This window comes from Paenibacillus mobilis, assembly GCF_058267595.1.
Window position 1 is genome coordinate 25,594 of sequence record NZ_JBZCMS010000001.1, and the last position, 22,516, is coordinate 48,109.

Genomic DNA, 22,516 nt, shown 5'->3' on the forward strand with positions numbered 1-22,516 from the left:
AATGGCATTTGAAGGCTTAACAACCCGTCTGCAGAACGTATTCAGCAAGCTGAGAGGCAAAGGCAAGGTTTCGGAGGAAGACGTCAACGAAGCGATGCGCGAGGTGCGCTTGGCGCTGCTGGAAGCGGACGTTAACTTTAAAGTCGTTAAGGAATTCATATCCAAGGTTAAAGAGAAAGCTGTCGGCAGCGAAGTGATGGGCAGTTTTACTCCAGGCATGGTCATCATCGATATCGTCAACAAGGAATTGACGGAGCTGATGGGCGGCACGCAAGCGAAACTGGCCCGCAGCAACAAACCGCCGACCGTCATTATGATGGCGGGTTTGCAGGGGGCCGGTAAGACGACGACCTCCGCGAAGCTGGCCAAAATGCTGCTGAAAGGCAATCACCGTCCTTTGCTGGTGGCGGGCGATATTTATCGTCCGGCGGCAATCAAACAGCTTCAGGTGCTCGGCGAGCAGGTTAAAGTTCCCGTGTTTACCTTGGGCGACGGAGTCAGCCCGGTTGAAATCGCAAGACAAGCTTTGCAGCATGCCAAAGATAACGGCAATGATTATCTGATCATCGATACCGCCGGCCGTCTGCACGTGGACGAAGAGCTGATGGAAGAGCTCAAACAGATCCATGCGACGGTAACGCCGGACGAAGTGCTGCTGGTCGTTGATGCGATGACCGGTCAGGATGCGGTGAACGTGGCGGAAAGCTTCCATGCGCAGCTTGAACTGACAGGCGTCGTGCTGACCAAGCTGGACGGCGATACCCGCGGCGGTGCGGCGTTGTCCGTCAAAGCCGTTACGGGGTGTCCGATCAAGTTTGCGTCGCTTGGCGAAAAGATTGACGCGCTTGAGCCTTTCCATCCGGAGCGGATGGCTTCCCGTATTCTGGGCATGGGCGATATGCTTTCCCTGATTGAGAAAGCCCAGTCGAGCATTGATGCCGATAAAGCCAAGGAAATGGAACGCAAAATGCGCAACGCCGAATTTACGTTCGATGATTTCCTGGAGCAGATGGATCAGGTGAAGAAGCTGGGGCCGATTGACCAGATCATGGACATGATTCCGGGCATGGGCAAAGTGAAGCAAATGAAAGACGTCAAGGTTGACGAGAAACAAATGGGACGTGTCGAAGCCATCGTCCATTCGATGACGAAGGAAGAGAAGCAGAACCCGGATCTGATCAACCACAGCCGCCGCAAGCGGATTGCGGCAGGCAGCGGCTCCAATCTGGCCGACGTCAACCGCCTGATCAAGCAGTTTGACGAGATGCGCCGCATGATGAAGCAGCTCTCGGACATGATGGGCGGGCCTAAATCCGGCAAAGCAGCGAAGATGCTGCGCGGGATGCAGGGCAAAGCAGGCAAGGGCATGAGATTCCCTTTCCGTTAATCGGCAAAGGGATGAATGAGATACAGGTCAGAGGATAATGCTGACAGGTTGATTCTTGTAAGGAGGTGAATTTTCAATGGCAGTTCGTATTCGTTTGAAACGTATGGGTGCTCACAAAGCTCCTTTCTACCGCGTGGTGGTTTCGAATTCCCGTTCCCCGCGTGACGGTCGCTTTATCGAAGAAATCGGTTATTACAACCCGACTACAGTTCCGGCTGTAGTTAACATCGATGAAGAGAAAGCTCTGAAATGGTTGCAGGATGGCGCACAAGCTTCCGATACTGTTCGCAACTTGCTTAGCAAAGCGGGCGTTATGAAGAAGTTCCATGAGTCCAAATTGCAAAAATAATGGCTGATTTGGAGGGTCCTTTGTGGAGCAATTAGTCGGCGTTATTGCGAAGGCTTTAGTTGATCATCCGGAGGATGTCCGTGTAAGCGTCGTGGAGAAGGAGAATCTGGTTGTTTATGAACTGACCGTACATCCTGACGATGTGGGGAAAGTAATTGGCAAGCAGGGGCGAATCGCCAAGGCGCTTCGCACGGTTGTGACTTCAGCAGCTGTAAAGATGGACAAACGGGTTACCGTGGACATCATATCTTAAGATATACGAAAGAGGGTTAGGATGTATGTCCTAACCCTTTTTCGTACAAATATAAGAATGTGAGGTTGCTTATATTTGCCGCGAACACCGGCTTTTTGCGAAGGTTGGCTGGGGTGCTCCGGATTTTTGGATGATGGCAAAGTTTTTTGGAAACGTATTATTAGGAGGGCATTATGTCGGAATCGTTATTATCAGTAGGGAAAATTGTGAATACACACGGCATTCGCGGAGAGCTTAAAATATTGTCCAGCACGGATTTTCCGGACGTACGTTTTGCGGAGGGAAACAAGCTGCTGTTGGTTAATCCCGAAAACGGGCAGCAGGTGCAGGTAACCGTGCAGATGTCGCGGCCCAATAAAGGCACTTATATTCTTAGGCTCAAGGAATTCGGCAACATTAATGAAGTCGAGAAATATAAAGGCTGGGATCTTAAAGTAACCAAGGACCAAACCATAGAGCTCGAGCCTGACGAATATTATTTCCATGAAATCATTGGCTGCCAAGTCGTGACCGAAGAAGGAGAAGAGCTTGGGAGCATTACGGAGATTCTGCGGCCGGGCGCCAACGACGTCTGGGTGGTCAAAATGAAAAACGGCAAGCAGCTGCTGCTGCCGGTTATTGACGATGTGGTGCTCGACGTGGACGTACAAGCCAAACAGGTGAAAATCCATCTGATGGAAGGGTTGCTGTAAACGATGCGGGTAGATGTACTGACGCTTTTTCCGGAAATGTTCACCGGCGTATTTGGCTCGAGCATTTTGGGCAAAGCGCAGGAGAAAGGAATCGTGTCCTTAAATGCCGTCAACTTCAGGGCTTATTCCGAAAGCAAACATGGCACGGTAGACGATACGCCTTACGGTGGCGGCGGCGGTATGGTCTTGAAGCCGGATCCGATTTTTCGGGCGGTAGAAGCCTTGCTGGACGATGAGGCTGGAGGAGAAGGGATTCAAGGCGGGAAGAGCCCGAGCAGCCATGAAGGGGCAGAGAGCCGGGCTGAGTCGCACGGCCGGAAACCAAGAATTATTTTGCTTTGTCCGCAAGGGGAACCTTTTACGCAGGCTAAAGCGGAGGAGCTGTCGCGGGAAGACCATCTGATCATGATTTGCGGCCATTACGAAGGTTATGACGAGCGTATTCGCGAGCATCTGGTGACGGACGAAATCTCAGTAGGCGATTATGTATTGACCGGAGGCGAGCTGCCGGCGATGGTGATTACGGACAGCGTGGTTCGTCTGCTCCCGGGCGTACTGGGCAATGAAACCAGCGCGGTGACGGACTCGTTCAGCACGGGATTGCTGGAGTATCCGCATTATACCCGTCCTGTTGAATTCCGCGGCTGGAAGGTGCCTGATATTTTGCTCAGCGGACATCACAGCAATATCGAGGCCTGGAGGCGTAAAGAGGCCCTGAAACGCACCTGGGAGCGTCGTCCAGAGCTGCTGGACAGATTGGAACTGTCCAAGCAGGACAAGCTGTGGCTGGAGGAAATCAAAGCTGCTGAAGAACGGAAGCCCGAAGCTTAAGGGGCAAGCCGTCGGGCGGCAGACTTAGTGAGGCACGGCTTTCGTTTATCGTTTACGTCGGGGTGGTAAGGATGAACAGGAGGGATGTTGTATGAAGTCGTTTGATCTTAACAAAGCGGCCTATGACCCGAAGCAGGAGGAGACAGTACGGAAGAGCTTTTTTCGAAAATTGAGATCCGCCGCGGGTAAAATTCCGTTTGCTAAAGATGCGGTTGCTCTTTATTACTGCGCTCTTGATCCTAAAACCCCGCTTTATGCCAAAGGAGTGGCTTTAGCAGCCCTGGTGTACTTCATTTCGCCGATCGATGCCGTACCTGACGTTTTGGTCGGAGTAGGGTTTACCGACGATGCCGGGGCTATTCTGACGGCAATCAAGGTGCTGGGAAACCAGATTACGGACGAACACAGGGAGAAAGCGGCGTTATTTTTCAAAGGGAAAAACGATACGGCGTCTCCGGATCCCAACGAACCTCCCGACTAAACGTCTCCGCCTGTAAGCCGGAGCAGGTTTATCCTTGCTGCTTTAAGGGTAATAAGAACAGGGCCCGCTAAAAGGACCGGATCAATTCCCGACAGCTAGAGCAAGGAAGGATGAAATCGCAATGGCAGCACAACAGACGAATCATTTTAAGGCAGTACAGGATTCTTACCAGGCAAATAAACATTCCGGAGATGCCGGATTTTTCCGGACGGTGGATGACGTGTTGGCATATTATACGAAGGAGCAGCCTGAGCGCTCCGAAACGAACGAAGAGACTTCCCGCTAGGATTCTAATCCGGATTCAAAGAATAGCCTGATAGCCCGAGCAAAAAGAAATAGAACCCCGTTGTTCCTTAAAGGAGCAGCGGGGTTCCGTAATTATTAAATCGAAAATGAGGGTCACACCGTTTGGAACATCGTCGTTTCTCTGGCATAATAAGATTTCCGGCCGGTTTCTACATTGCGGATCCGTACGTAAGTTTCCGTATATTTCTCGACAACCCCGCGTCCAACTTCGCAATAAACGCCCGCAGGATCCTCCTGCCAAGCCGAAATGATTTTTTGAGAGATCGCAGCGGCAAAAAACTCTATATTGGCAATAATTGTATTGGGCATGTGAAACTCCTTTTACCATGTAGATGGATAAACGATAAAATCAATAACAGACAACATACGATCAAGCCGTTGTTTATTGTAACATTAAATCTTTATTCGGAAAACAGAAAAAATAGACCGGATTTATAGTTTTTCTTTAGCCATGATTCATTTACAATAAAGATAAAAGGATAAGGAGATCGCTAAGATGTGGAAGGAATTCAAGGCATTTGCATTTAAAGGAAACGTGCTGGATCTGGCTATCGGGGTAGTTATCGGAGCGGCCTTCGGCAAAATCGTCACTTCGATCGTCAACGACCTGATTACGCCGATTATCGGCATTATTATCGGGGGGCTGAATTTCTCGGGCTTGTCCCTTAAAGTGGGCGACTCCCCAATTACATACGGCAATTTCATTCAAACCGTAATTGATTTTCTGCTGACCGCTTTTTCCATCTTTCTTTTTATTAAGCTGCTTAGCAGATTCAAAAGAAAAGCCGAGGAAAAACCGGCCGAACCTCCCGTACCCAGCCGGGAAGAAATGCTGCTGACGGAAATCAGGGACTTGCTGAAGCAGCAGCGGCAGGAGTCTTAGAAATTTCGGGTAAACAAGTTTTATATCCGAATATCGAAAATCGGTTTGAGAAACGGGTCTTCAGCTTCTGAGGATCCGTTTTTCTTTTTCATCTTGATTTATTGCTGGCAATTTTGGGACAGGCCGCAATCAACCTGAACCAACCACATTATCTAATGCTGATGCTATCCAACATAGTAAGAAGTAATCTGCTCGTGAATTGCGTAATAAGCTTGCTATAAATTCTTCGAATGCTCGTAAGGGATTGGTTGATATATCCGATGAGGCAAGTTTTAATTTCGAGAAATTAATCAAAGATTCCAAAACTTCGTTTCCTGCCTTTTTGAATGAATTAACATCATATTATCAATTTGCGGTAGATAAGTTTAAAACCCTAGTTCAAGACTTAGAAGATCAGCTAAACATTAAAATCACCTATCCTGCTTCTAGTGAAGAAACCCTCATTCATGCGCTGCAAATCTCCAGTACAGAGCAGTTAGGTATTTACGATGCCTTTCATATCCCAGTTTCGCGTTTAAATAATTTTGATTATTTTGCAACCCTTGATGGTGATTTTGTAAGTGATTTTATAAGTGTGACAGATCAAACATAAATCATTAAAGTTGCATGATATTAAAACATGATATTAAATTTACTGCTGCTCCAACGGAGTAGCTTTTTTAATTGTCCATTTTCTCTCAAAAGGTAATCTGATATGCTCATTTCGATAAACTCCAAGAATAGATGGGTATTAGAATCAATTTTATATTGCTTTTACCTCTCCAGATGTGATAAAATTCTTTTGTTGTGAATTCGGTGGTCCTCTGCGGATAATGAGGGAGACATGGGAGTCTCCGGAAGAGGCAAGAACACCTGAGTGGAAGGAGGGAGTCCTAGATGAATATCGTTCAAGCGATTACGCAAGAACAACTTCGCAAGGATATTCCGAGCTTTCGTCCTGGTGACACTTTAAAAGTGCACGTTAAGGTTATCGAGGGATCTCGTGAACGTATCCAGTTGTTTGAAGGTGTTGTTATTAAGCGTCGCGGTGGTGGAATCAGCGAAACTTTTACAGTTCGTAAAATTTCCAATGGTGTAGGTGTGGAAAGAACTTTCCCGCTTCATTCCCCAAAACTCGATAAAATCGAAGTGGCTCGCCGTGGTAAAGTGCGTCGTGCGAAGCTGTACTATCTTCGTGAACTTCGCGGTAAAGCAGCGAGAATTAAAGAAGTGCGTCGTTAATTTATTGTTTACGACCAACAGGGGGCTTGTTCAACAAGCCCCCTTGCTTTATCTAAAAATAAGCTAATTATTGGCCGGATTCGGTCAATTTGTATTTTAATGGATAAAAGGGGGCGTGATTTTCATGGAGCAGTCATACCAAGAGCAGAAGCAATCTCACCAGGTTCCGGACCAAAAGAGAAACGAAGCTTCGGAATGGGCAAAAGCAATATTGATTGCCGTTGTGCTGGTTCTTCTGATCCGCTGGATTCTGTTTACGCCCTTTATCGTAGACGGTCCTTCCATGCAGCCAAACTTTCATACCGGTGAACGAATTATCGTCAATAAATTCATTTATGACGTGAAGAAACCAAAACAGGGTGAGGTCATCGTTTTTCACGTCCCGTCTGAAGGGCGCGATTTCATTAAACGGGTGATTGCCGTTCCGGGCGATACGGTAAAAGTGGATGGTGATACGGTAACGGTCAACGGCAAGGTAGTAAATGAACCTTATCTTAAAGATGCGATTGAAGCCGCGCATAAAGAGAATACCCTGTATAACGACGATACGCAGGACCAGCGCCGGCATTTTCCGAATGAGCAGTTCACAGACGGAACCGTACCGGCCGGACATTTATTTGTCATGGGCGATAATCGTTCCGACAGTGAAGACAGCAGGATGATTGGTTACATACCCTACAAGGATATCGTAGGGCGCGCTGATCTGATCTTCTGGCCGTTCAAGGAAATACATTTAATAAGACTTTAAGGGAAAAGTAAAAGGGAACTTGAGGTGATATTCATGGCAATCCAGTGGTTCCCCGGGCATATGACCAAAGCGCGGCGGCAGATTCAGGAGAAGCTGGGCTTGATCGATGTGGTCATCGAACTCGTCGACGCCCGTTTGCCGCTGTCCAGCCGCAACCCGATGATCGATGAAATATTAAGCGGCAAGCCAAGAATGATTGTGATGAACAAATCGGATTTGGCTGATCCGGAGATGACGAAGGAATGGCTTCAGTATTTTACGGCGGAAGGACATACCGCGCTGGAAGTTAACGCTTCAACCGGCCAGGGAACAAAAGAAATTCCGCAAAAAGCGCGCGAGCTGTTTAAAGAGAAAATCGAACGGCAAATTGCCAAAGGGATTAACCCTCGGCCCGTAAGGGCGTTGATCGTGGGTATTCCTAACGTAGGCAAATCCACCCTGATCAACAGGCTTGCCGGCAAAAATATTGCTATTACCGGCGATCGGCCTGGCGTGACCAAAGGCCAGCAGTGGATTAAGGTCGGCACGGAAATGGAACTGCTCGATACGCCGGGCATTTTGTGGCCGAAATTCGAAGATCAAAATGTGGGATACCGCTTGGCAGTGACCGGAGCGATTAAAGAGGAAATCCTTAATGTAGAGGATATCGCTTTTTTTGCGGTCAAATATTTGGCCCGTTATTACTGGCCGAAGCTTAAAGAACGTTATGATCTTGAGCAGCAGCCGCAGGATTTTGAAAATCCGGATGAGATTGTAGCGATCATGGAAGCGATCGGCCGGAAAAGAGGCTGCATCGTCAGCGGCGGCCGGGTCGATTTGGCGAAGGCTTCAGGAATTATTCTACGCGAGCTGCGCGCGGGTAAAACCGGACGTTATACGTTGGAGGAGTCGCCATTTTAAGGCGGCCTCCATCCATTTTGCACTTGTAAAAGAGCCGTCGGCTGTGCCGCCGGTTTTTTGGCATTTTTTAATAAGGGAACGGGGGTATCTTTACATAAAAGCTGTATGAACCCAAGGGAGATGCCGATATATTACTGAAGGCCAAAGGAGAACTGCGGAAAGGGCTTGGCCGGGGCTAGGCCCGGTCGCTTCCATGTGTTAATCTAGTAGGCAAGAGGGCCACTTTCTAATACGGGGGATTGGGAATCATCATGATCAGGAAGTCCGGGATTATTTCCGCTGTCATCATTTTGTTTGTTTTTTCGATTTTAGGCGGAGTTGCGGTCAGACAAAAAACCGTTTTAAAAAGCGAGGTTCGAAATTGGCTCACAAGAGCAAAAGTTATACCCGTTACTGGACAGAGCCAGGTGCTGCCGATCAAAAGAAAACCTTCTGCGGTTCCGTCGCCGAATGCGGTGTATTATCGGGACGGGGTTATTGTGCTGATGTATCATGAAGTAACGGATACGCAGATTGACCCTGAAACGCTGGTTTTAAGCAAGTTCAAAGAGCAGCTGAAGCTGATGAATGCGAACGGATTTCACTGGATTACGATGAAGCAGTATACGAATTTTGTTATACACCATGGAAAAATACCGGATAACGCGGTGCTGATGACTTTTGACGACGGTTATGAGTCTTTTTATCAGGATGCCTATCCGTTATTAAAGCAAAACCACATTCCGGCAACGAACTTTGTAATTGTGGGTACGGTCGACAATCCGAAACATCCCGGAATTGCTAAACTGACCTGGAAGCAGATTCGGGAAATGCATCGAAACGGCATTGATTTTTTTAATCATACTTACGATTCGCACAGCTATGCTTACGCGGACGCCAAACACCGGTATACCCGGGCGGTTCTGGCCGGCCCTATTGATTTTGGGAAAAAGGGCAAAGAAACGACGGCGCAGTTCAAAAGCCGCATTTATAAAGATTTGCTGAAAGCACAAATCAAGCTGCATGAGGAAGTAGGGAATACGGATGACGTATTGGCTTTTCCTTATGGGGCATTTTCGGAGGACACGATCAAGGTTTGCCGAAGTTTAGGCATAGAGGTTACGTTTACGGTCAAGCGGGGCATGGATCATGCCGGACAGCTGAACGGCTACCGGGTAAATGCCGGCGGCGCGGACGACAATCCTTCCGTTCTTGTGGAATACATGAAGGAAGGCGCTCCTGAGCCGAAGCAGACGCAAACCTTAAACCGGCCTTATGATCTGCTTCAACCGGATGAGCAACCTAAGTATGTTTCGGCCCGGCCGCCTAAAACGTTTGAAAACCGTTTGAAAGCAGCCGGATAACCGCAGTCTATGATTTGTTTTAAGAGGAGCTAACGATGGAAGATTTGCTTGTTTACGAGAGAGAATATTGGGGAAAAGCTTACCGGCATATCGCCGGAATAGATGAAGTGGGAAGAGGCTGCCTTTTTGGGGATGTGGTGGCGGCGGCCGTTATTTTGCCTGAAGGTTTGGTGCTGGAAGGCGTTAACGATTCCAAAAAGCTGAGCTCAAAAAAACGGGATCAGCTGTATGACGAAATTATGCAGGAGGCTTTGGCCGTAGGAGTCGGCTTTGTGGATGCCGCCACCATTGATAAAATCAACATCAAGCAGGCAGCCCGGCTAGCGATGAAGCAGGCGGTTGAACATATGGGGTTAACCCCTGATTTCCTGCTGGTAGACGCGGAAAGGGTAGATCTTCCGCTGCCGCAGATGGCCATCATTAAGGGGGATGCGAACAGCCAGTCGATCGCGGCGGCCTCCATTATCGCCAAAGTGACCCGGGACCGGCTTTGCCAAGGGGAATGGGAGGCCAAATACCCGGAATACGGCATTGCAGTACATAAAGGTTACGCGACGAAGCTGCACAGGGAGCAGCTTTTGCTGCTTGGGCCTACGCCGATGCATCGGAGAAGTTTTTTGACGAATTTGTTTGCTGAACAGCAGGAGCTGTTCTAGCCGCTGCATTTATATTTACAGGGTTAAGAAATATTGAAAGGGAGGGATTTGCATGAACATCGGTCCTATTCTTAGAGGAACGCTTGGCAGAAGCCAACCCTCCGAAGCGAAAACCTTGGAGCTTAGAACGGGACAGGTCGTCAAAGGAACCGTCCTCAGCGTATCCGATGATGGAACCGAAGCGGTGGTCGAAGTCCAGGGCGTCAAATTAAAGGCCGCTCTAGAGACTCCGCTCCAGCAGGGACAATCCATGATGATGCAGGTCCAGCCTCCCGGTCATGACGGTTTAACCGTTTTTAAACCTCTGCCGACAGGAACGTCGGCAGGAGGGACGAACATCAATTTCGAACAGCTTTTGAAAAGCGCCGGACTGGACGATACCGCGGATAATCGGGAGCTCGTGCGTCTGATGCAGCAGGCCGGCATGCCGGTTACCCGCGAACAAGCGGACGCCTTGATCAAAACCTTGGCGACGAAACCTGCGGCAGTGTCTTTGCCGGAATGGGTGAATGCGGCAGCCGTTGCTGTCCAGCGTGGTCTTCCGTTAAGCGGAGAGGTCGTCACAGGGCTGCAGCAGGCCATTTATGGTCCTCCTGTGCACCAGCTGCTGGCTTCGCTTGAGGAGCAGGTGGCCGCGCTGCTGGCTGGGGAGCCGCCTGCAACTGTTCCGCAACCTTCCGCAGCCGGAAACCAAACCGGAACGGCCGCTGGAGGGTTGGCTCCGTCTTCGGGAGTCGGAACGGCGGACGCGGCGGGGACGGGTGACGCCGCTGCTCCCGCCGAAGGCAGGGCGCCAGCAGGGGAGACGGCTGCTGGCGGCGCGGTAAAAGCGCCCGCGCCGGGCATGGACGCTCTGCTGCAGAGACTGCAGAGCGTATTGGGCGAGCTGCGAAGCGAGCTCGCTGCAGGCGGCGGGATCTCCCGCCAGCTCGCTGCGGGAGATCCCGGAGCAGCAGCCGGTGCAAGCACGGCTGCTGAGGGCGGCGCCGCGGCTGAGGCAGCGGCGCGCACGGAAGTGCAGCCCGCGCCGGGCGGGGCTGCGGCGCCGCCCGGGCCCACCCACGGCACGGAGTCGTGGGTGGCCCGGGTGCTGAAGCTGCTCGGTGCGGAGCACGAGCAGCAGGCGGGCCGGGCGCTGCTGCTGCAGGCAGCGCCAAAAGCGGCGGCGGCATCCGCGCCGCCGGGCGTTTCGCCGTCCTCGCCTAGCGCGGACGGCGGACAGGCAGCAGGAGGCGAAGCCGCGCCTGCTGCGCAAGCGGCGCCGCCAGCCGCTGGCGGCGGCGCACAGCCCCCCGGGGCGGCTTCGCCGGCCCCGGGCACGCCTATTCCTGCCCCGGCAACGGCCGGGCAGGGCTCTACCGCTCCTGCCCCAGCTCAAGCCGGGCAGGAGCCGCCCGCCGATCCGCAAACTGCTGCGGATCCTGCGGGCGATGACCGCCGCGGAGGCGAAAACACCCGCGGCGGAACACCCGCTCCGGGGGCGCTGCCTCCCTCCGCGGAGCAGGCTTCCGCATCCCGAATTCCGCAAGGCGCAGCGCATTTGGCGCACTTGGCGGACGAGGTTCATGCGGGGGCGCCTCAAACGGCCGCTGCCGGCGCTCAGCCCGCCGGCAGCCATCCGGCTGCGGGAGACACGGCGGATGATCCGGTCCTGGCGCTCAAAGACAATTTGAAAAGCGTTTTGCTTCAAATCCTGGATACGCCGGATGCGCCGCCGCAGCTGCAGGAGGCTGCCAAACAAATGGTGCAGCAGCTTACCGGTCAGCAGCTGCTGCTCAATACCGACCGGACGGCCCCGTTTGCCCAGGTTACGATGTTTTTGCCCTTTGAGGGACCGGACGGCGGGGAAACCGCGACGATCCAAATTCAGTCCCGCCGAGGAAAAAAAGGCGAATTGGATCCGGACAACTGCCGGTTATGGTTTGATCTTAATATGTCGGTGCTTGGCAAGCTGGTAGTAGACGTACAGGTTGCCGACAAGAAGGTGATCCTGCAGATCCACAGCGAAGGCGAAGCGGCGGGAGCTTTTTTGGAAGGGCGCCAGGAAGAAATCAGCACGGCCATTCGGGAGGCCGGTTACAGGCTTGTGGCAATGAGAACGGATTCCTATTTTGCAGAGGGGGAGAAGCAGGGGCAGCGTATCTCCCAGTCGGGAGCAACTTCCTATGTTCCCCCTGTCTACAGAGGAGTGGATTACCGGATATGAGCAGTCAGGACGCAAAGCAGGAGGAGCCTCTTTTTCGAAAAAAAGCGGTAGCCCTTAAATATGATCCAAGCGCCGGGGATGCGCCTGTAGTAGCCGCCAAAGGCCAGGGCTACATGGCCCAGAGGATCCTTGAAAAAGCGGAAGAGCACGGCATTGCGGTTCAAGAGGATGCGGCTTTGGTGGAGGTGTTGTCCAAACTTGATTTGGACCAGCAAATTCCACCGGAGCTTTATACGCTCGTCGCTGAAATCCTTAGTTTTGTCTACCGCTCCAATCGTGCGGCAAAAGAGGATTCCGGCTATGGCTTATAACGATGACCTTTCCCGTAAACCGGCAGCTTCCTTATCCCCAAAAAACCGCAAATCCACGGGCGCGGCAGGCGAACAGGCAGCAGCGGAGCTGCTGCTGTCGAAAGGCTACCGGATTCTGGAACGGAACTGGCGCTGCCGAAGCGGAGAGCTGGACATTATTGCATTTCATGATGAAACTGTAGTTATCGTCGAGGTCAGAAGCCGAAGTGCGGGAGCCATGAGGTTCGGCAGTCCGGCGGAGTCCGTCAATTCCCGCAAGATCCGGCAGGTCAGAGAAACCGCGGTCGTCTACCTTCATCAAACCGGACAATCGGGAGCCGCAGTGCGGTTTGATGTCGTTGCCGTCATTTTGGATAAAGAAGGAAAGCTGCTCCGTGCTGAACATTTAGCGGGAGTCTTTTAATCGGCTTGACTTTATCGCCGGCCGGTTATACAATTTATTTAAATTGAACTGATGCGGAAGAATAAGGAAGCACCTTTTCTTGCAGCCATGTGTGTAAACATGATGCGGAAGGGGTGTTTTTTGTTATGTATGGAAAACTTCACAGCGCTTGTCTGTACGGCATAGACGGCGTTTTGATCGAGGTGGAGACCGATTTGAGCAGCGGCCTTCCCATGGTGTCGATTATCGGCCTGCCCGACACGGCCGTTCGGGAAGCCGTCGAGCGGGTCAGGTCAGCGGTTAAAAACTGCGGTTATACGTTCCCGCTGCAGCGGATAACGATTAATTTGGCTCCCGCGGATCTGCGAAAGGAGGGTTCTGCGTTTGATTTGGCCATTGCGCTGGGGCTGCTTCAGGCAAGCGGGCAGATCGACCTTCCTAATCCCGGGAAACTTATGATTATTGGCGAATTGTCGCTGGATGGAGGGTTGCGCCCCGTTACCGGTGTCTTGCCCATGGTGGATTTGGCCAGGCGAAAGGGATTTGAATCGGTTCTTCTGCCGGCTGAAAATGCAGGCGAAGCTTTGCTGCTGGAAGGGATTCGCATTTACGGCATTCATCATCTGAGAGAGTTGGATTTTTTACAGGCGGTCAAAGGGGGACTCCCCCTCTCTTTTAGACCTCCGGTTCTATCCGAGTCTTCTATTCAACCCGTCCCAGCCGAATCGCCACAACTTTCATCCTCTTGGTCTAAGTGGGAATATACCCGGGAAAGTGCTGTTGTTATGGCCGGGGGCAGGGAAGAAAGCCAAGTATCAGCAGTTGAAAACTTCAGTGATGTACTGGGGCAGAGACAGGTGAAGCGGGCGCTTGTCATCGCTGCGGCAGGCATGCATAACCTGATATTAATTGGCCCGCCGGGCACGGGAAAAACGATGCTGATCCGTAGACTTCCCGGTATTTTGCCCGACTTGTCCGAAGAGGAGGCCTTGGAGGTAACGAAAATATACAGCGCAGCGGGAAAATTCAAGGAATTTTCTCACGGTCTGCTGCGCAGAAGAGCTTTCCGTGCTCCGCATCATACCATTTCGGCCGGGGGATTGATTGGGGGAGGAGGCATTCCCAAACCGGGAGAGGTCAGCCTCGCCCATAAAGGGGTATTGTTTCTGGATGAACTGCCCGAGTTTTCCCGCAATGTGCTTGAGGTGCTTCGCCAGCCCTTGGAAGAACGAACTGTGACGATCAGCCGTTCCAAAGCGGCGTTTACGTACCCGGCTCATTTTCTGCTTGCGGCTTCGATGAACCCGTGCCACTGCGGTTATTTTTCGAGCGAACCGCCACTTCCGGCCTGTACCTGCACGCCTTGGCGAATCCAGCAATACCGCTCGCGGATTTCGGGACCCCTGCTTGATCGGATCGACCTTCAGCTGGAGGTGCCGAGACCCAAGGGATGGCAGCCCGATGAACGTCCGATTTCCTCGGAGAGGATGAAGGATCAGGTGCTGTTCGCCCAGGAACGGCAAAATCACAGGCTGCGCGACACGGGAATGACCTGGAACAGCGAGTTGTCCGGAGCAAGGCTCAGACAGTCAGCCAATCTTCACAGGGATGCCGATCTGCTGATGAAGTCTTCGTTTGAACAGCTTGGACTAAGCATGCGGGCCTTTGACCGGATTATCAAGCTGGGCCGGACGATCGCGGATTTGGAGGACCGGGAGTGGGTGCTGGCGGAACATATTGCCGAAGCGATTCAATACCGGCAGCTGGACAAAAAGCTGGATTTTCTAGGCCGTGAATGAAGCGAGAATTTTGCAGGAAAATGACGAAACTCATGTCAGCAATATATGGCTTTATAAAAGAGATGTAATCGTTCTCAAAACGGAATGGGTTTCATATCAAAAAGATGTGTATAAATCATGAATTTTTTGAGGAAAGCGTTTTAAAAACGTGCTAAAATAAATTGGGTTTATATCGATTACCCTCATAACCGTCCGTTGATAGGAGGATTCAAACCAGATGAATATCCATGAATATCAAGGAAAACAAGTATTGAAACAGTACGGTGTAGCCGTTCCGGAAGGCCATGTGGCTTTTTCGGTCGAAGAAGCCGTCCAGGCGGCCGAAAAGCTGGGCACCCCGGTAGTGGTGGTTAAAGCCCAGATCCATGCAGGCGGCCGCGGCAAAGCGGGCGGAGTTAAAGTAGCCAAAGGGATCGACGAGGTAAGAAGTTTCGCGCAGGAGCTGCTGGGCAAAGTGCTTGTTACCCATCAGACGGGCCCCGAAGGCAAAGAAGTGAAGAGACTGCTGATCGAGCAGGGCTGCGACATCAAGAAAGAATATTATATCGGCGTAGTGGTTGACCGTTCTACAGGACGTGTGGTCATGATGGGTTCCGAAGAAGGCGGCACGGAGATCGAAGAGGTTGCCGCGCATAGTCCGGAGAAAATTTTTAAAGAAGTGATCGACCCGGCAATAGGTCTGCAGGGCTTCCAGGCCCGCCGTCTGGCTTATGCCATTAACATTCCGAAAGAGCTGGTTAACAAAGCGGTGAAATTCATGCAGGCCCTTTACCAGGCTTTCGTGGATAAGGATTGTTCCATTGCCGAAATCAATCCGCTGGTCGTTACCGGCGACGGAGAAGTGTTGGCACTGGATGCCAAGCTGAACTTCGATTCCAACGCGCTGTTCCGCCATAAAGATATTTTGGCCTTGCGGGACCTGGAGGAAGAAGACGAGAAGGAAATCGAGGCTTCCAAATTCGATTTGAGTTACATCGCGCTTGACGGCAACATCGGCTGTATGGTTAACGGCGCAGGTCTGGCCATGGCGACGATGGATATTATTAAATATTACGGCGGCGAACCGGCCAACTTCCTTGACGTTGGGGGCGGCGCTACCGCCGAGAAGGTAACCGAAGCTTTCAAAATCATCTTGTCCGACCAGCAGGTGAAAGGCATTTTCGTCAATATTTTTGGCGGGATCATGCGCTGCGACGTTATTGCCTCCGGCATCGTGGAAGCTGCGAAGCAGGTAGGGCTGAGCCGTCCGCTGGTGGTTCGTCTTGAAGGCACAAACGTGGCGCTCGGCAAAAATATTTTGGCAGGCTCGGGGCTCGACATTGTATCCGCAGATTCCATGGCTGATGGGGCGCGGAAAATTGTCGAACTGGTCTCGTAGGTTCTGTAAGTCATAACCTGCCTGATTCGTGAAGTTTCCTGGTTTAACTATGTTGAATTTGAAGGAGGCCTTGATATGAGCATTTTGATTGACAAACATACGAAAGTCATCACCCAGGGGATTACGGGAGCTACAGGCTTGTTTCATACAAGAGGCGCTTTGGAGTACGGCACGCAAATGGTCGGCGGCGTAACGCCGGGCAAAGGCGGAACTAATCTGGACATCGAGCTGGAGGATGGAAAAGTTGTAACTCTTCCTATTTTTAACTCGGTCATAGAAGCCAAAGAAGTAACGGGAGCTACGGCCAGCGTCATCTACGTACCGCCTGCATTTGCCGCCGATTCCATCATTGAAGCGGTCGATGCCGGAATGGATCTTGTTATCTGTATTACGGAAGGAATTCCGGTGCTGGACATGGTTAAAGTGAAACGGTTTATGGAAGGCAAATCCTCCGTTTTGATCGGACCTAACTGTCCTGGCGTTATTACGCCTGGTGAATGTAAAATCGGCATCATGCCGGGGTATATTCATAAACCTGGGCACGTAGGGGTAGTTTCCCGAAGCGGAACCTTGACTTATGAAGCGGTTCACCAGCTATCTACCCGCGGACTGGGCCAATCCACGGCCGTTGGCATTGGCGGCGACCCTGTTAAAGGCTCGGAATTTATTGATATTTTGTCCCGTTTCAACGAGGATCCGGATACCCACGCCGTGATCATGATCGGGGAAATCGGCGGTACGGCAGAGGAAGAAGCCGCGGAATGGATCCGCGACAACATGACGAAACCTGTCGTTGGATTTATCGGCGGCGTTACAGCTCCTCCGGGGAAAAGAATGGGCCATGCCGGCGCCATCATTTCCGGGGGCAAGGGAACGGCGAAAGAAAAAATCGAAAAGCTGGAAGCCTGCGGCATCAAAGTTGCTCCAACGCCGTCAGAAATGGGCTCCACGCTGATCGAAGTGCTTGAGGCTAAAGGATTGCTGCAGGGCTGCACAACTCATTAAGACTTCAGCAGCTTGTTCGTCTAATAAGGAATAAACAGGTAAAGGTAAGCAACCTTCCAACCGTTTATGGTGGAGGGTTGCTTATTTGTGTCTGTCTGCTGACAAGAGCTTGAAAAATAAATCGTGGATCATGGGAATAGGGAGCTGACGAAGTGAATTTAAGAGAACTGCTGATAGTGCTCCATGGCACAAAAGGAATCGGTTGGAAAACGATTTCCAAAATCATGCAGCACGGTGATATGGCCGAGGCCGAATATTTCGATGAACAGGAGTGGGTGCTTCGAGGGACGGCCCCGGCTGCTGTCCGTTATCTTAAAGAGTCGCTTGATGACGAAAGACGTCTGGAGCGGCAGCATAAAATGGAGGAAAAAGGAATTATTCCGGTTACGATATTGGACGAAAACTACCCTCTATTATTGAAGGAAATTTCCAATCCTCCATGGGTCCTCTATACGAGAGGACAAATAAAATTACTGTCTTCGTTCTCCATTGCCATGGTCGGTACCCGTGTTCCAACGGCTTACGGCCGTAAATTGGGTGAACAGCTGGCAGGTTCGCTTGGCGAGCAGGGAGTGAATGTCGTTAGCGGCATGGCGCGCGGCATTGACGGAATTTGTCACCAGGCTGCGCTGAGAGCACTGGGGCCTACAACGGCTGTGCTTGGGACGGCCATCGATCAGCCGTATCCGCCGGAGAACCGCTTGTTATATAAGCAAATTGCGGAACAAGGTCTGATTGTTTCCGAATATCCTATCGGGACTCCGCCGCATCCGGGATTGTTCCCGCAGCGAAACCGGATCATCGCCGGCTTGGCCCGTGGAACGGTTGTGGTGGAGGCGGATGAACGAAGCGGCTCCCTCATTACGGCGGACGCGGCGCTGGAAGCGAACCGGGATGTTTTTGCCGTGCCGGGGCCAGTCACTTCCCCTAAAAGCAGGGGAGCGTTAAATCTGATCAAACAAGGGGCCAAACTGATTACAAGCGCATCCGATATTCTGGAGGAATACGGTTTTGAGCCTGCAGAAAATTTGACTGAGAATGGAAACAAGTTGACAGATGAGGAACAGCGCATATACCATATGTTGGAGCAGGGAAACAGAAGTTTTGATGAGCTGTTAACCCTCAGCGGCTGGGAGTTTGGACTTTTGCATTCAGTTCTGTTATCTTTAATCATAAAAAAGCAGGCAGTACAACTGCCGGGCTCTATTTATAAATTAATTTAAACTGAGAAATGCCAAACGATCGGAATATCAAGTATTTTGCAAGGAAGAGAGGAGGGTTCTCCCATGGCGGATTCATTAGTGATTGTAGAATCACCAGCGAAAGCAAAAACGATAGGTAAATATCTGGGCAGCAAGTTTATCGTAAAAGCTTCGATGGGCCATGTCCGAGATTTGCCTAAAAGCCAAATCGGGGTCGAGGTTGAAAACGACTTTAATCCCAAATATATAACCATTCGCGGTAAAGGTTCCGTGCTGAAAGAATTAAAGGATGCCAGCAAAAAAGTGAAGAAAATTTATCTGGCGGCTGACCCGGATCGCGAAGGGGAAGCTATTGCCTGGCATTTGGCGCACGTGCTCGATCTGGAGGAAGGCGAGAGCTGCCGCGTCGTTTTTAACGAAATTACAAAGCAGGCGGTTAAAGATGCCTTCAAAACACCGCGGAAAATCAATATGGATCTTGTCAACGCGCAGCAAGCGCGCCGGATCCTTGACCGTTTGGTGGGTTACAAGATCAGTCCTCTTTTATGGAAGAAAGTAAAAAAGGGGTTGTCTGCCGGACGCGTTCAATCCGTTGCCGTCAAAATCATTTTGGATCGCGAAAATGAAATTTCGGAATTTGTACCTGAAGAGTACTGGAGCATCACAGCCGCTCTGAAGACAGGGAACACCGCTTTTGAAGCGAAGTTCCACAAACTATCCGGCGAAAAGAAAGAGCTGCACAGCGAAGCGGATGTACAGGAAGTGCTTAAGGCGATCGAAAAAGCCGATTATACGGTGAGCGCCGTTAAGGAAAAAGAACGCCAAAGACACCCGGCTCCGCCGTTTACTACAAGCTCTTTGCAGCAGGAAGCAGCCCGCAAGCTGAATTTCCGCGCTGCCAAAACGATGTCCGTTGCCCAACAGCTTTATGAAGGCGTAGATCTTGGCAAGGAAGGCACAGTTGGTCTTATTACGTACATGCGTACAGACTCCACTCGGATCGCCGAATCGGCGCAAGGGGAAGCCAAAGATTATATTATTAATAAATACGGGAACGAATTTGCTCCTGAAACTCCGCGTCAGTATTCCAAAAAAGCCGCAAACGCTCAAGATGCGCACGAAGCGATTCGCCCGACTTCGATCGACCGGGATCCGGATTCCCTCAAGGCATTTATGAGCAAAGATCAATATAAGCTTTATAAACTGGTTTGGGAGCGTTTTATGGCCAGTCAGATGTCTTCTGCCATTTTGGATACGCTGTCTGTGGATATTGCGGCAGGAGACGTTATATTCCGTGCGGTGGGCTCCAAGATCCGCTTCCAGGGCTTCATGAAGGTTTATGTGGAGGGAAGCGACGACGGTACGGCATCAGATGATGATAAGTATCTTCCTCCTCTGCAGGAAGGCGATAAACTTGTCATGGAAAGCATCGAACCGAAGCAGCATTTTACGCAGCCGCCGCCGAGATATACGGAAGCCCGGCTTGTCAAAACATTGGAAGAATTGGGCATCGGACGGCCGAGTACGTACGCGCCTACGCTGGAGACGATCCAGAAGCGTGGCTACGTAGCGATCGAAGAGAAAAAATTTGTACCGACAGAGCTTGGCGAGTTGGTTATTGAGCAGATGGAGCAGTTTTTCCCGGAAATTCTGGATGTAGAGTTTACCGCAAACATGGAAGAGGATCTTGACCATGTGGAGGAAGGCTCCGAGGATTGGGTTCGCGTATTGGGCGAATTTTACGAATCCTTCGAGAAACGTCTTGAGGTTGCGGAAGAAGAAATGAAGGAAATCGAAATCGAAGATGAGGTTTCCGACGAAATTTGTGAAAAATGCGGCCGCCCAATGGTTTATAAACTGGGCCGGTTCGGTAAGTTTTTGGCCTGCTCCGGATTTCCGGACTGCCGGAATACGAAACCGATCGTGAAGGAAATCGGGGTTACCTGCCCAAAATGCAAGGAGGGACAGGTCGTTGAGCGCCGGAGCAAGAAAGGCCGCGTTTTCTACGGCTGTAACCGCTATCCGGAGTGCGACTATGTTTCCTGGGATAAGCCGTCCGCTAAACCTTGTCCGGTATGCGGATCGCTGATGACCGAGAAACGAAACAAGCAGGGAGTTAAGCTTCAATGCACGTCTTGCGACCACACGGAAATGGTGGAAGAGGATAACGAGGAAGCGGCTGAGCTTTAACATAATGGAGGTTGTAAGCAGTGACAGAGCAAAATAGGGTCACCGTCATCGGCGCGGGTTTGGCAGGCAGCGAGGCTGCCTGGCAGATCGCCAGCCGCGGTGTACCCGTGACTTTATATGAGATGCGTCCGGTAGTAAAAACGCCGGCGCATCATACCCATCAATTTGCCGAGCTGGTGTGCAGCAATTCGCTTCGCGCGAACGGCCTTACAAACGCGGTAGGCGTATTGAAAGAAGAAATGCGGATGCTGAATTCGCTGGTCCTTGGCTCGGCTGACCGCAACGCGGTTCCGGCCGGCGGAGCGCTGGCGGTGGACCGGGACGGTTTTTCCGGAGAAATTACAAAAACGCTTCATGAGCATCCGCTGGTCACGGTCATCAATGAGGAAATTCAAGAGATCCCACAAGAGGGCGTCGTTGTAATCGCGACGGGACCGCTGACTTCTCCGGCACTGTCCGAGAAGATCAAAAATCTGATGGGCGAGGAATATTTTTATTTCTACGATGCGGCTGCACCGATCATCGAAAAAGAATCCATCGACATGAACAAAGTGTATCTGGCTTCCCGTTATGACAAAGGCGAGGCGGCGTACCTGAACTGTCCGATGAATGAAGAGGAGTTTAACGCTTTTTATGATGCGTTGATTTCCGCCGAGGTTGCCCAGCTTAAGGAATTCGAGAAAGAGGTTTATTTCGAGGGCTGCATGCCGATTGAAGTCATGATGAAACGCGGGAAACAAACGGCCTTGTTCGGACCGATGAAGCCGGTAGGTCTGGTCAATCCGCACACGGGAACACTGCCTTACGCGGTTGTGCAGCTTCGCCAGGATAATGCGGCCGGCACGCTTTACAACATGGTTGGTTTCCAGACCCATCTGAAATGGGGCGAGCAGAAGCGGGTATTCTCCTTGATTCCGGGACTGGAAAATGCCGAGTTTGTCCGTTACGGCGTCATGCACCGCAATACGTTTATTAATTCTCCTAAGCTGATGGAGCCGACTTATCAATTTAAAAATCGGCCAACGCTGTTTTTTGCCGGACAAATGACCGGGGTTGAAGGTTATGTCGAATCCGCGGCTTCCGGGCTGATTGCCGGTATTAATGCGGCACGTGTCGCTTCCGGTCAGGAAGGGATCGTTTTTCCGGAAGAAACAACGCTGGGCAGCATGGCCCGTTATATTACGACGGCCGATTTTAAGCATTTCCAGCCAATGAACGCAAATTTCGGATTGTTCCCGAAACTGGAGACGCGGATCAAGCAGAAGAAAGAGAAATATGAAGCCTTGGCGCACCGTGCGTTGAATGCTCTGCAAACCTTTATTACGGCTTCCGGACTTAAATAACCTTAATAAGGATGGTGCTTACGGATGGATTTGTCTTTTCATGCCACAACGATTTGTGCGGTGAGACATAACGGACAATGCGCGATTGCCGGAGACGGACAGGTTACGTTCGGAGAAAACGTAATTATGAAGCATACGGCCAAAAAGGTCCGCCGTTTATACCGAGGCCAGGTGCTGGCAGGTTTTGCGGGTTCGGTTGCCGATGCGATTACGCTTTTTGAGAAATTTGAAGGCAAGCTGGAAGAACATCACGGCAACCTGCAGCGTGCTGCGGTCGAACTGGCGAAAGAATGGCGGCAGGACCGCGTTCTCCGCAAGCTTGAGGCGCTGCTGATCGTAATGGATAAAAGCGGCATGCTGCTCATTTCCGGCGGCGGCGAAATTATCGAACCGGATGACGATGTGCTGGCGATCGGCTCCGGCGGCAATTACGCTTTGTCTGCGGCACGGGCGCTGAAGCGTCATGCTCAAGGCATGGGGGCCAAAGAAATGGCTTATGAATCCCTTAAAGTAGCGGCCGATATTTGCGTTTACACAAATCATAACATTATTGTAGAAGAACTCTAATAAAATGGAAGATAGGGCAGTCTGCAAAGGCTGCCACACTTTTCGGCCGGCTTTTTTCTGATGGATATTACTTCCCTAGAGAG

At 51.2% G+C, this 22,516-nt stretch carries 25 protein-coding genes; 24 read left to right on the forward strand and 1 reads right to left on the reverse strand.

Features of this window, described 5'->3' with window-relative positions:
• Position 1 precedes the first annotated feature (1 nt).
• The 7 genes from ffh (at position 2) to AC3ZPD_RS00175 (ending at position 4,279) form a co-directional block, all read left to right on the forward strand.
• The gene (ffh, locus tag AC3ZPD_RS00145) at positions 2–1,387 is read left to right on the forward strand and encodes a signal recognition particle protein (RefSeq protein ID WP_490982242.1); all 1,386 of its coding nucleotides are present in this window, start codon (positions 2–4) and stop codon (positions 1,385–1,387) included.
• A gap of 76 nt (positions 1,388–1,463) precedes the next feature.
• Positions 1,464–1,736, forward strand: a complete 273-nt coding sequence (gene rpsP / locus AC3ZPD_RS00150) for a 30S ribosomal protein S16 (RefSeq protein ID WP_068694566.1) — start codon at positions 1,464–1,466, stop codon at positions 1,734–1,736.
• A 22-nt stretch (positions 1,737–1,758) separates the two neighbouring features.
• Positions 1,759–1,989 (forward strand): KH domain-containing protein, encoded by a 231-nt coding sequence (locus AC3ZPD_RS00155; protein WP_094092491.1) that lies wholly within the window; start codon positions 1,759–1,761, stop codon positions 1,987–1,989.
• A 173-nt stretch (positions 1,990–2,162) separates the two neighbouring features.
• Positions 2,163–2,681 carry a ribosome maturation factor RimM gene (gene rimM, locus AC3ZPD_RS00160; protein ID WP_490982243.1) on the forward strand — a complete coding sequence of 173 codons (519 nt, stop codon included), beginning with the start codon at positions 2,163–2,165 and terminating at the stop codon, positions 2,679–2,681.
• Positions 2,682–2,684: 3 nt separating this feature from the next.
• Complete coding sequence (trmD, locus tag AC3ZPD_RS00165; RefSeq protein ID WP_490982244.1) at positions 2,685–3,512, forward strand: tRNA (guanosine(37)-N1)-methyltransferase TrmD; 828 nt, start codon at positions 2,685–2,687, stop codon at positions 3,510–3,512.
• A 91-nt stretch (positions 3,513–3,603) separates the two neighbouring features.
• Complete coding sequence (locus AC3ZPD_RS00170) at positions 3,604–3,993, forward strand: YkvA family protein (protein WP_490982245.1); 390 nt, start codon at positions 3,604–3,606, stop codon at positions 3,991–3,993.
• A 121-nt stretch (positions 3,994–4,114) separates the two neighbouring features.
• A complete protein-coding gene (locus AC3ZPD_RS00175) occupies positions 4,115–4,279 on the forward strand; it encodes a hypothetical protein (RefSeq protein WP_490982246.1) in 165 nt (54 codons plus the stop codon).
• A gap of 113 nt (positions 4,280–4,392) precedes the next feature.
• On the opposite strand, the gene AC3ZPD_RS00180 is transcribed toward AC3ZPD_RS00175, so the two are convergent.
• Positions 4,393–4,608 carry a hypothetical protein gene (locus AC3ZPD_RS00180; protein ID WP_490982247.1) on the reverse strand — a complete coding sequence of 72 codons (216 nt, stop codon included), beginning with the start codon at positions 4,606–4,608 and terminating at the stop codon, positions 4,393–4,395.
• Positions 4,609–4,795: 187 nt separating this feature from the next.
• Here AC3ZPD_RS00180 and mscL point away from each other — a divergent pair, with 187 nt between their 5' ends.
• From mscL to hslV, 17 genes are all read left to right on the forward strand, one after another.
• Positions 4,796–5,182 (forward strand): large conductance mechanosensitive channel protein MscL, encoded by a 387-nt coding sequence (gene mscL / locus AC3ZPD_RS00185; protein WP_490982248.1) that lies wholly within the window; start codon positions 4,796–4,798, stop codon positions 5,180–5,182.
• 199 nt (positions 5,183–5,381) lie between these two features.
• Positions 5,382–5,774 (forward strand): PIN domain-containing protein, encoded by a 393-nt coding sequence (locus AC3ZPD_RS00190; protein ID WP_490982249.1) that lies wholly within the window; start codon positions 5,382–5,384, stop codon positions 5,772–5,774.
• A gap of 284 nt (positions 5,775–6,058) precedes the next feature.
• Positions 6,059–6,403, forward strand: a complete 345-nt coding sequence (gene rplS, locus AC3ZPD_RS00195; protein WP_068619397.1) for a 50S ribosomal protein L19 — start codon at positions 6,059–6,061, stop codon at positions 6,401–6,403.
• Positions 6,404–6,527: 124 nt separating this feature from the next.
• Positions 6,528–7,151: a signal peptidase I gene (gene lepB, locus AC3ZPD_RS00200; protein WP_490982250.1), complete on the forward strand. Its 624-nt coding sequence runs from the start codon at positions 6,528–6,530 to the stop codon at positions 7,149–7,151.
• 33 nt (positions 7,152–7,184) lie between these two features.
• A complete protein-coding gene (gene ylqF / locus AC3ZPD_RS00205; protein WP_490982251.1) occupies positions 7,185–8,051 on the forward strand; it encodes a ribosome biogenesis GTPase YlqF in 867 nt (288 codons plus the stop codon).
• Positions 8,052–8,302: 251 nt separating this feature from the next.
• Complete coding sequence (locus AC3ZPD_RS00210; RefSeq protein ID WP_490982252.1) at positions 8,303–9,394, forward strand: polysaccharide deacetylase family protein; 1,092 nt, start codon at positions 8,303–8,305, stop codon at positions 9,392–9,394.
• A 35-nt stretch (positions 9,395–9,429) separates the two neighbouring features.
• Entirely contained in the window at positions 9,430–10,050 is a 621-nt protein-coding gene (gene rnhB / locus AC3ZPD_RS00215) for a ribonuclease HII (protein WP_490982253.1), read from the forward strand.
• A 52-nt stretch (positions 10,051–10,102) separates the two neighbouring features.
• Entirely contained in the window at positions 10,103–12,256 is a 2,154-nt protein-coding gene (locus AC3ZPD_RS00220) for a TP0910 N-terminal domain-containing protein (protein WP_490982254.1), read from the forward strand.
• A complete protein-coding gene (locus AC3ZPD_RS00225) occupies positions 12,253–12,567 on the forward strand; it encodes an EscU/YscU/HrcU family type III secretion system export apparatus switch protein (RefSeq protein ID WP_490982255.1) in 315 nt (104 codons plus the stop codon). Before AC3ZPD_RS00220 ends, AC3ZPD_RS00225 begins: the two co-directional genes overlap by 4 nt.
• Positions 12,557–12,970 (forward strand): YraN family protein, encoded by a 414-nt coding sequence (locus tag AC3ZPD_RS00230; protein WP_490982256.1) that lies wholly within the window; start codon positions 12,557–12,559, stop codon positions 12,968–12,970. Before AC3ZPD_RS00225 ends, AC3ZPD_RS00230 begins: the two co-directional genes overlap by 11 nt.
• A gap of 125 nt (positions 12,971–13,095) precedes the next feature.
• Entirely contained in the window at positions 13,096–14,748 is a 1,653-nt protein-coding gene (locus AC3ZPD_RS00235) for a YifB family Mg chelatase-like AAA ATPase (protein ID WP_490982257.1), read from the forward strand.
• Between the two features lie 217 nt (positions 14,749–14,965).
• The gene (gene sucC, locus AC3ZPD_RS00240) at positions 14,966–16,126 is read left to right on the forward strand and encodes an ADP-forming succinate--CoA ligase subunit beta (protein WP_490982258.1); all 1,161 of its coding nucleotides are present in this window, start codon (positions 14,966–14,968) and stop codon (positions 16,124–16,126) included.
• A 75-nt stretch (positions 16,127–16,201) separates the two neighbouring features.
• Positions 16,202–17,131 (forward strand): succinate--CoA ligase subunit alpha, encoded by a 930-nt coding sequence (gene sucD, locus AC3ZPD_RS00245; RefSeq protein ID WP_490982259.1) that lies wholly within the window; start codon positions 16,202–16,204, stop codon positions 17,129–17,131.
• Between the two features lie 152 nt (positions 17,132–17,283).
• Positions 17,284–18,354, forward strand: coding sequence for a DNA-processing protein DprA (gene dprA, locus AC3ZPD_RS00250; RefSeq protein ID WP_490982260.1), 1,071 nt, complete (start codon positions 17,284–17,286; stop codon positions 18,352–18,354).
• 63 nt (positions 18,355–18,417) lie between these two features.
• Positions 18,418–20,523 (forward strand): type I DNA topoisomerase, encoded by a 2,106-nt coding sequence (gene topA, locus AC3ZPD_RS00255; RefSeq protein WP_490982261.1) that lies wholly within the window; start codon positions 18,418–18,420, stop codon positions 20,521–20,523.
• A 20-nt stretch (positions 20,524–20,543) separates the two neighbouring features.
• Positions 20,544–21,866 carry an FADH(2)-oxidizing methylenetetrahydrofolate--tRNA-(uracil(54)-C(5))-methyltransferase TrmFO gene (gene trmFO / locus AC3ZPD_RS00260; protein ID WP_490982262.1) on the forward strand — a complete coding sequence of 441 codons (1,323 nt, stop codon included), beginning with the start codon at positions 20,544–20,546 and terminating at the stop codon, positions 21,864–21,866.
• 24 nt (positions 21,867–21,890) lie between these two features.
• Entirely contained in the window at positions 21,891–22,433 is a 543-nt protein-coding gene (gene hslV, locus AC3ZPD_RS00265) for an ATP-dependent protease subunit HslV (RefSeq protein WP_490982263.1), read from the forward strand.
• The last annotated feature ends 83 nt before the right edge of the window (positions 22,434–22,516 follow it).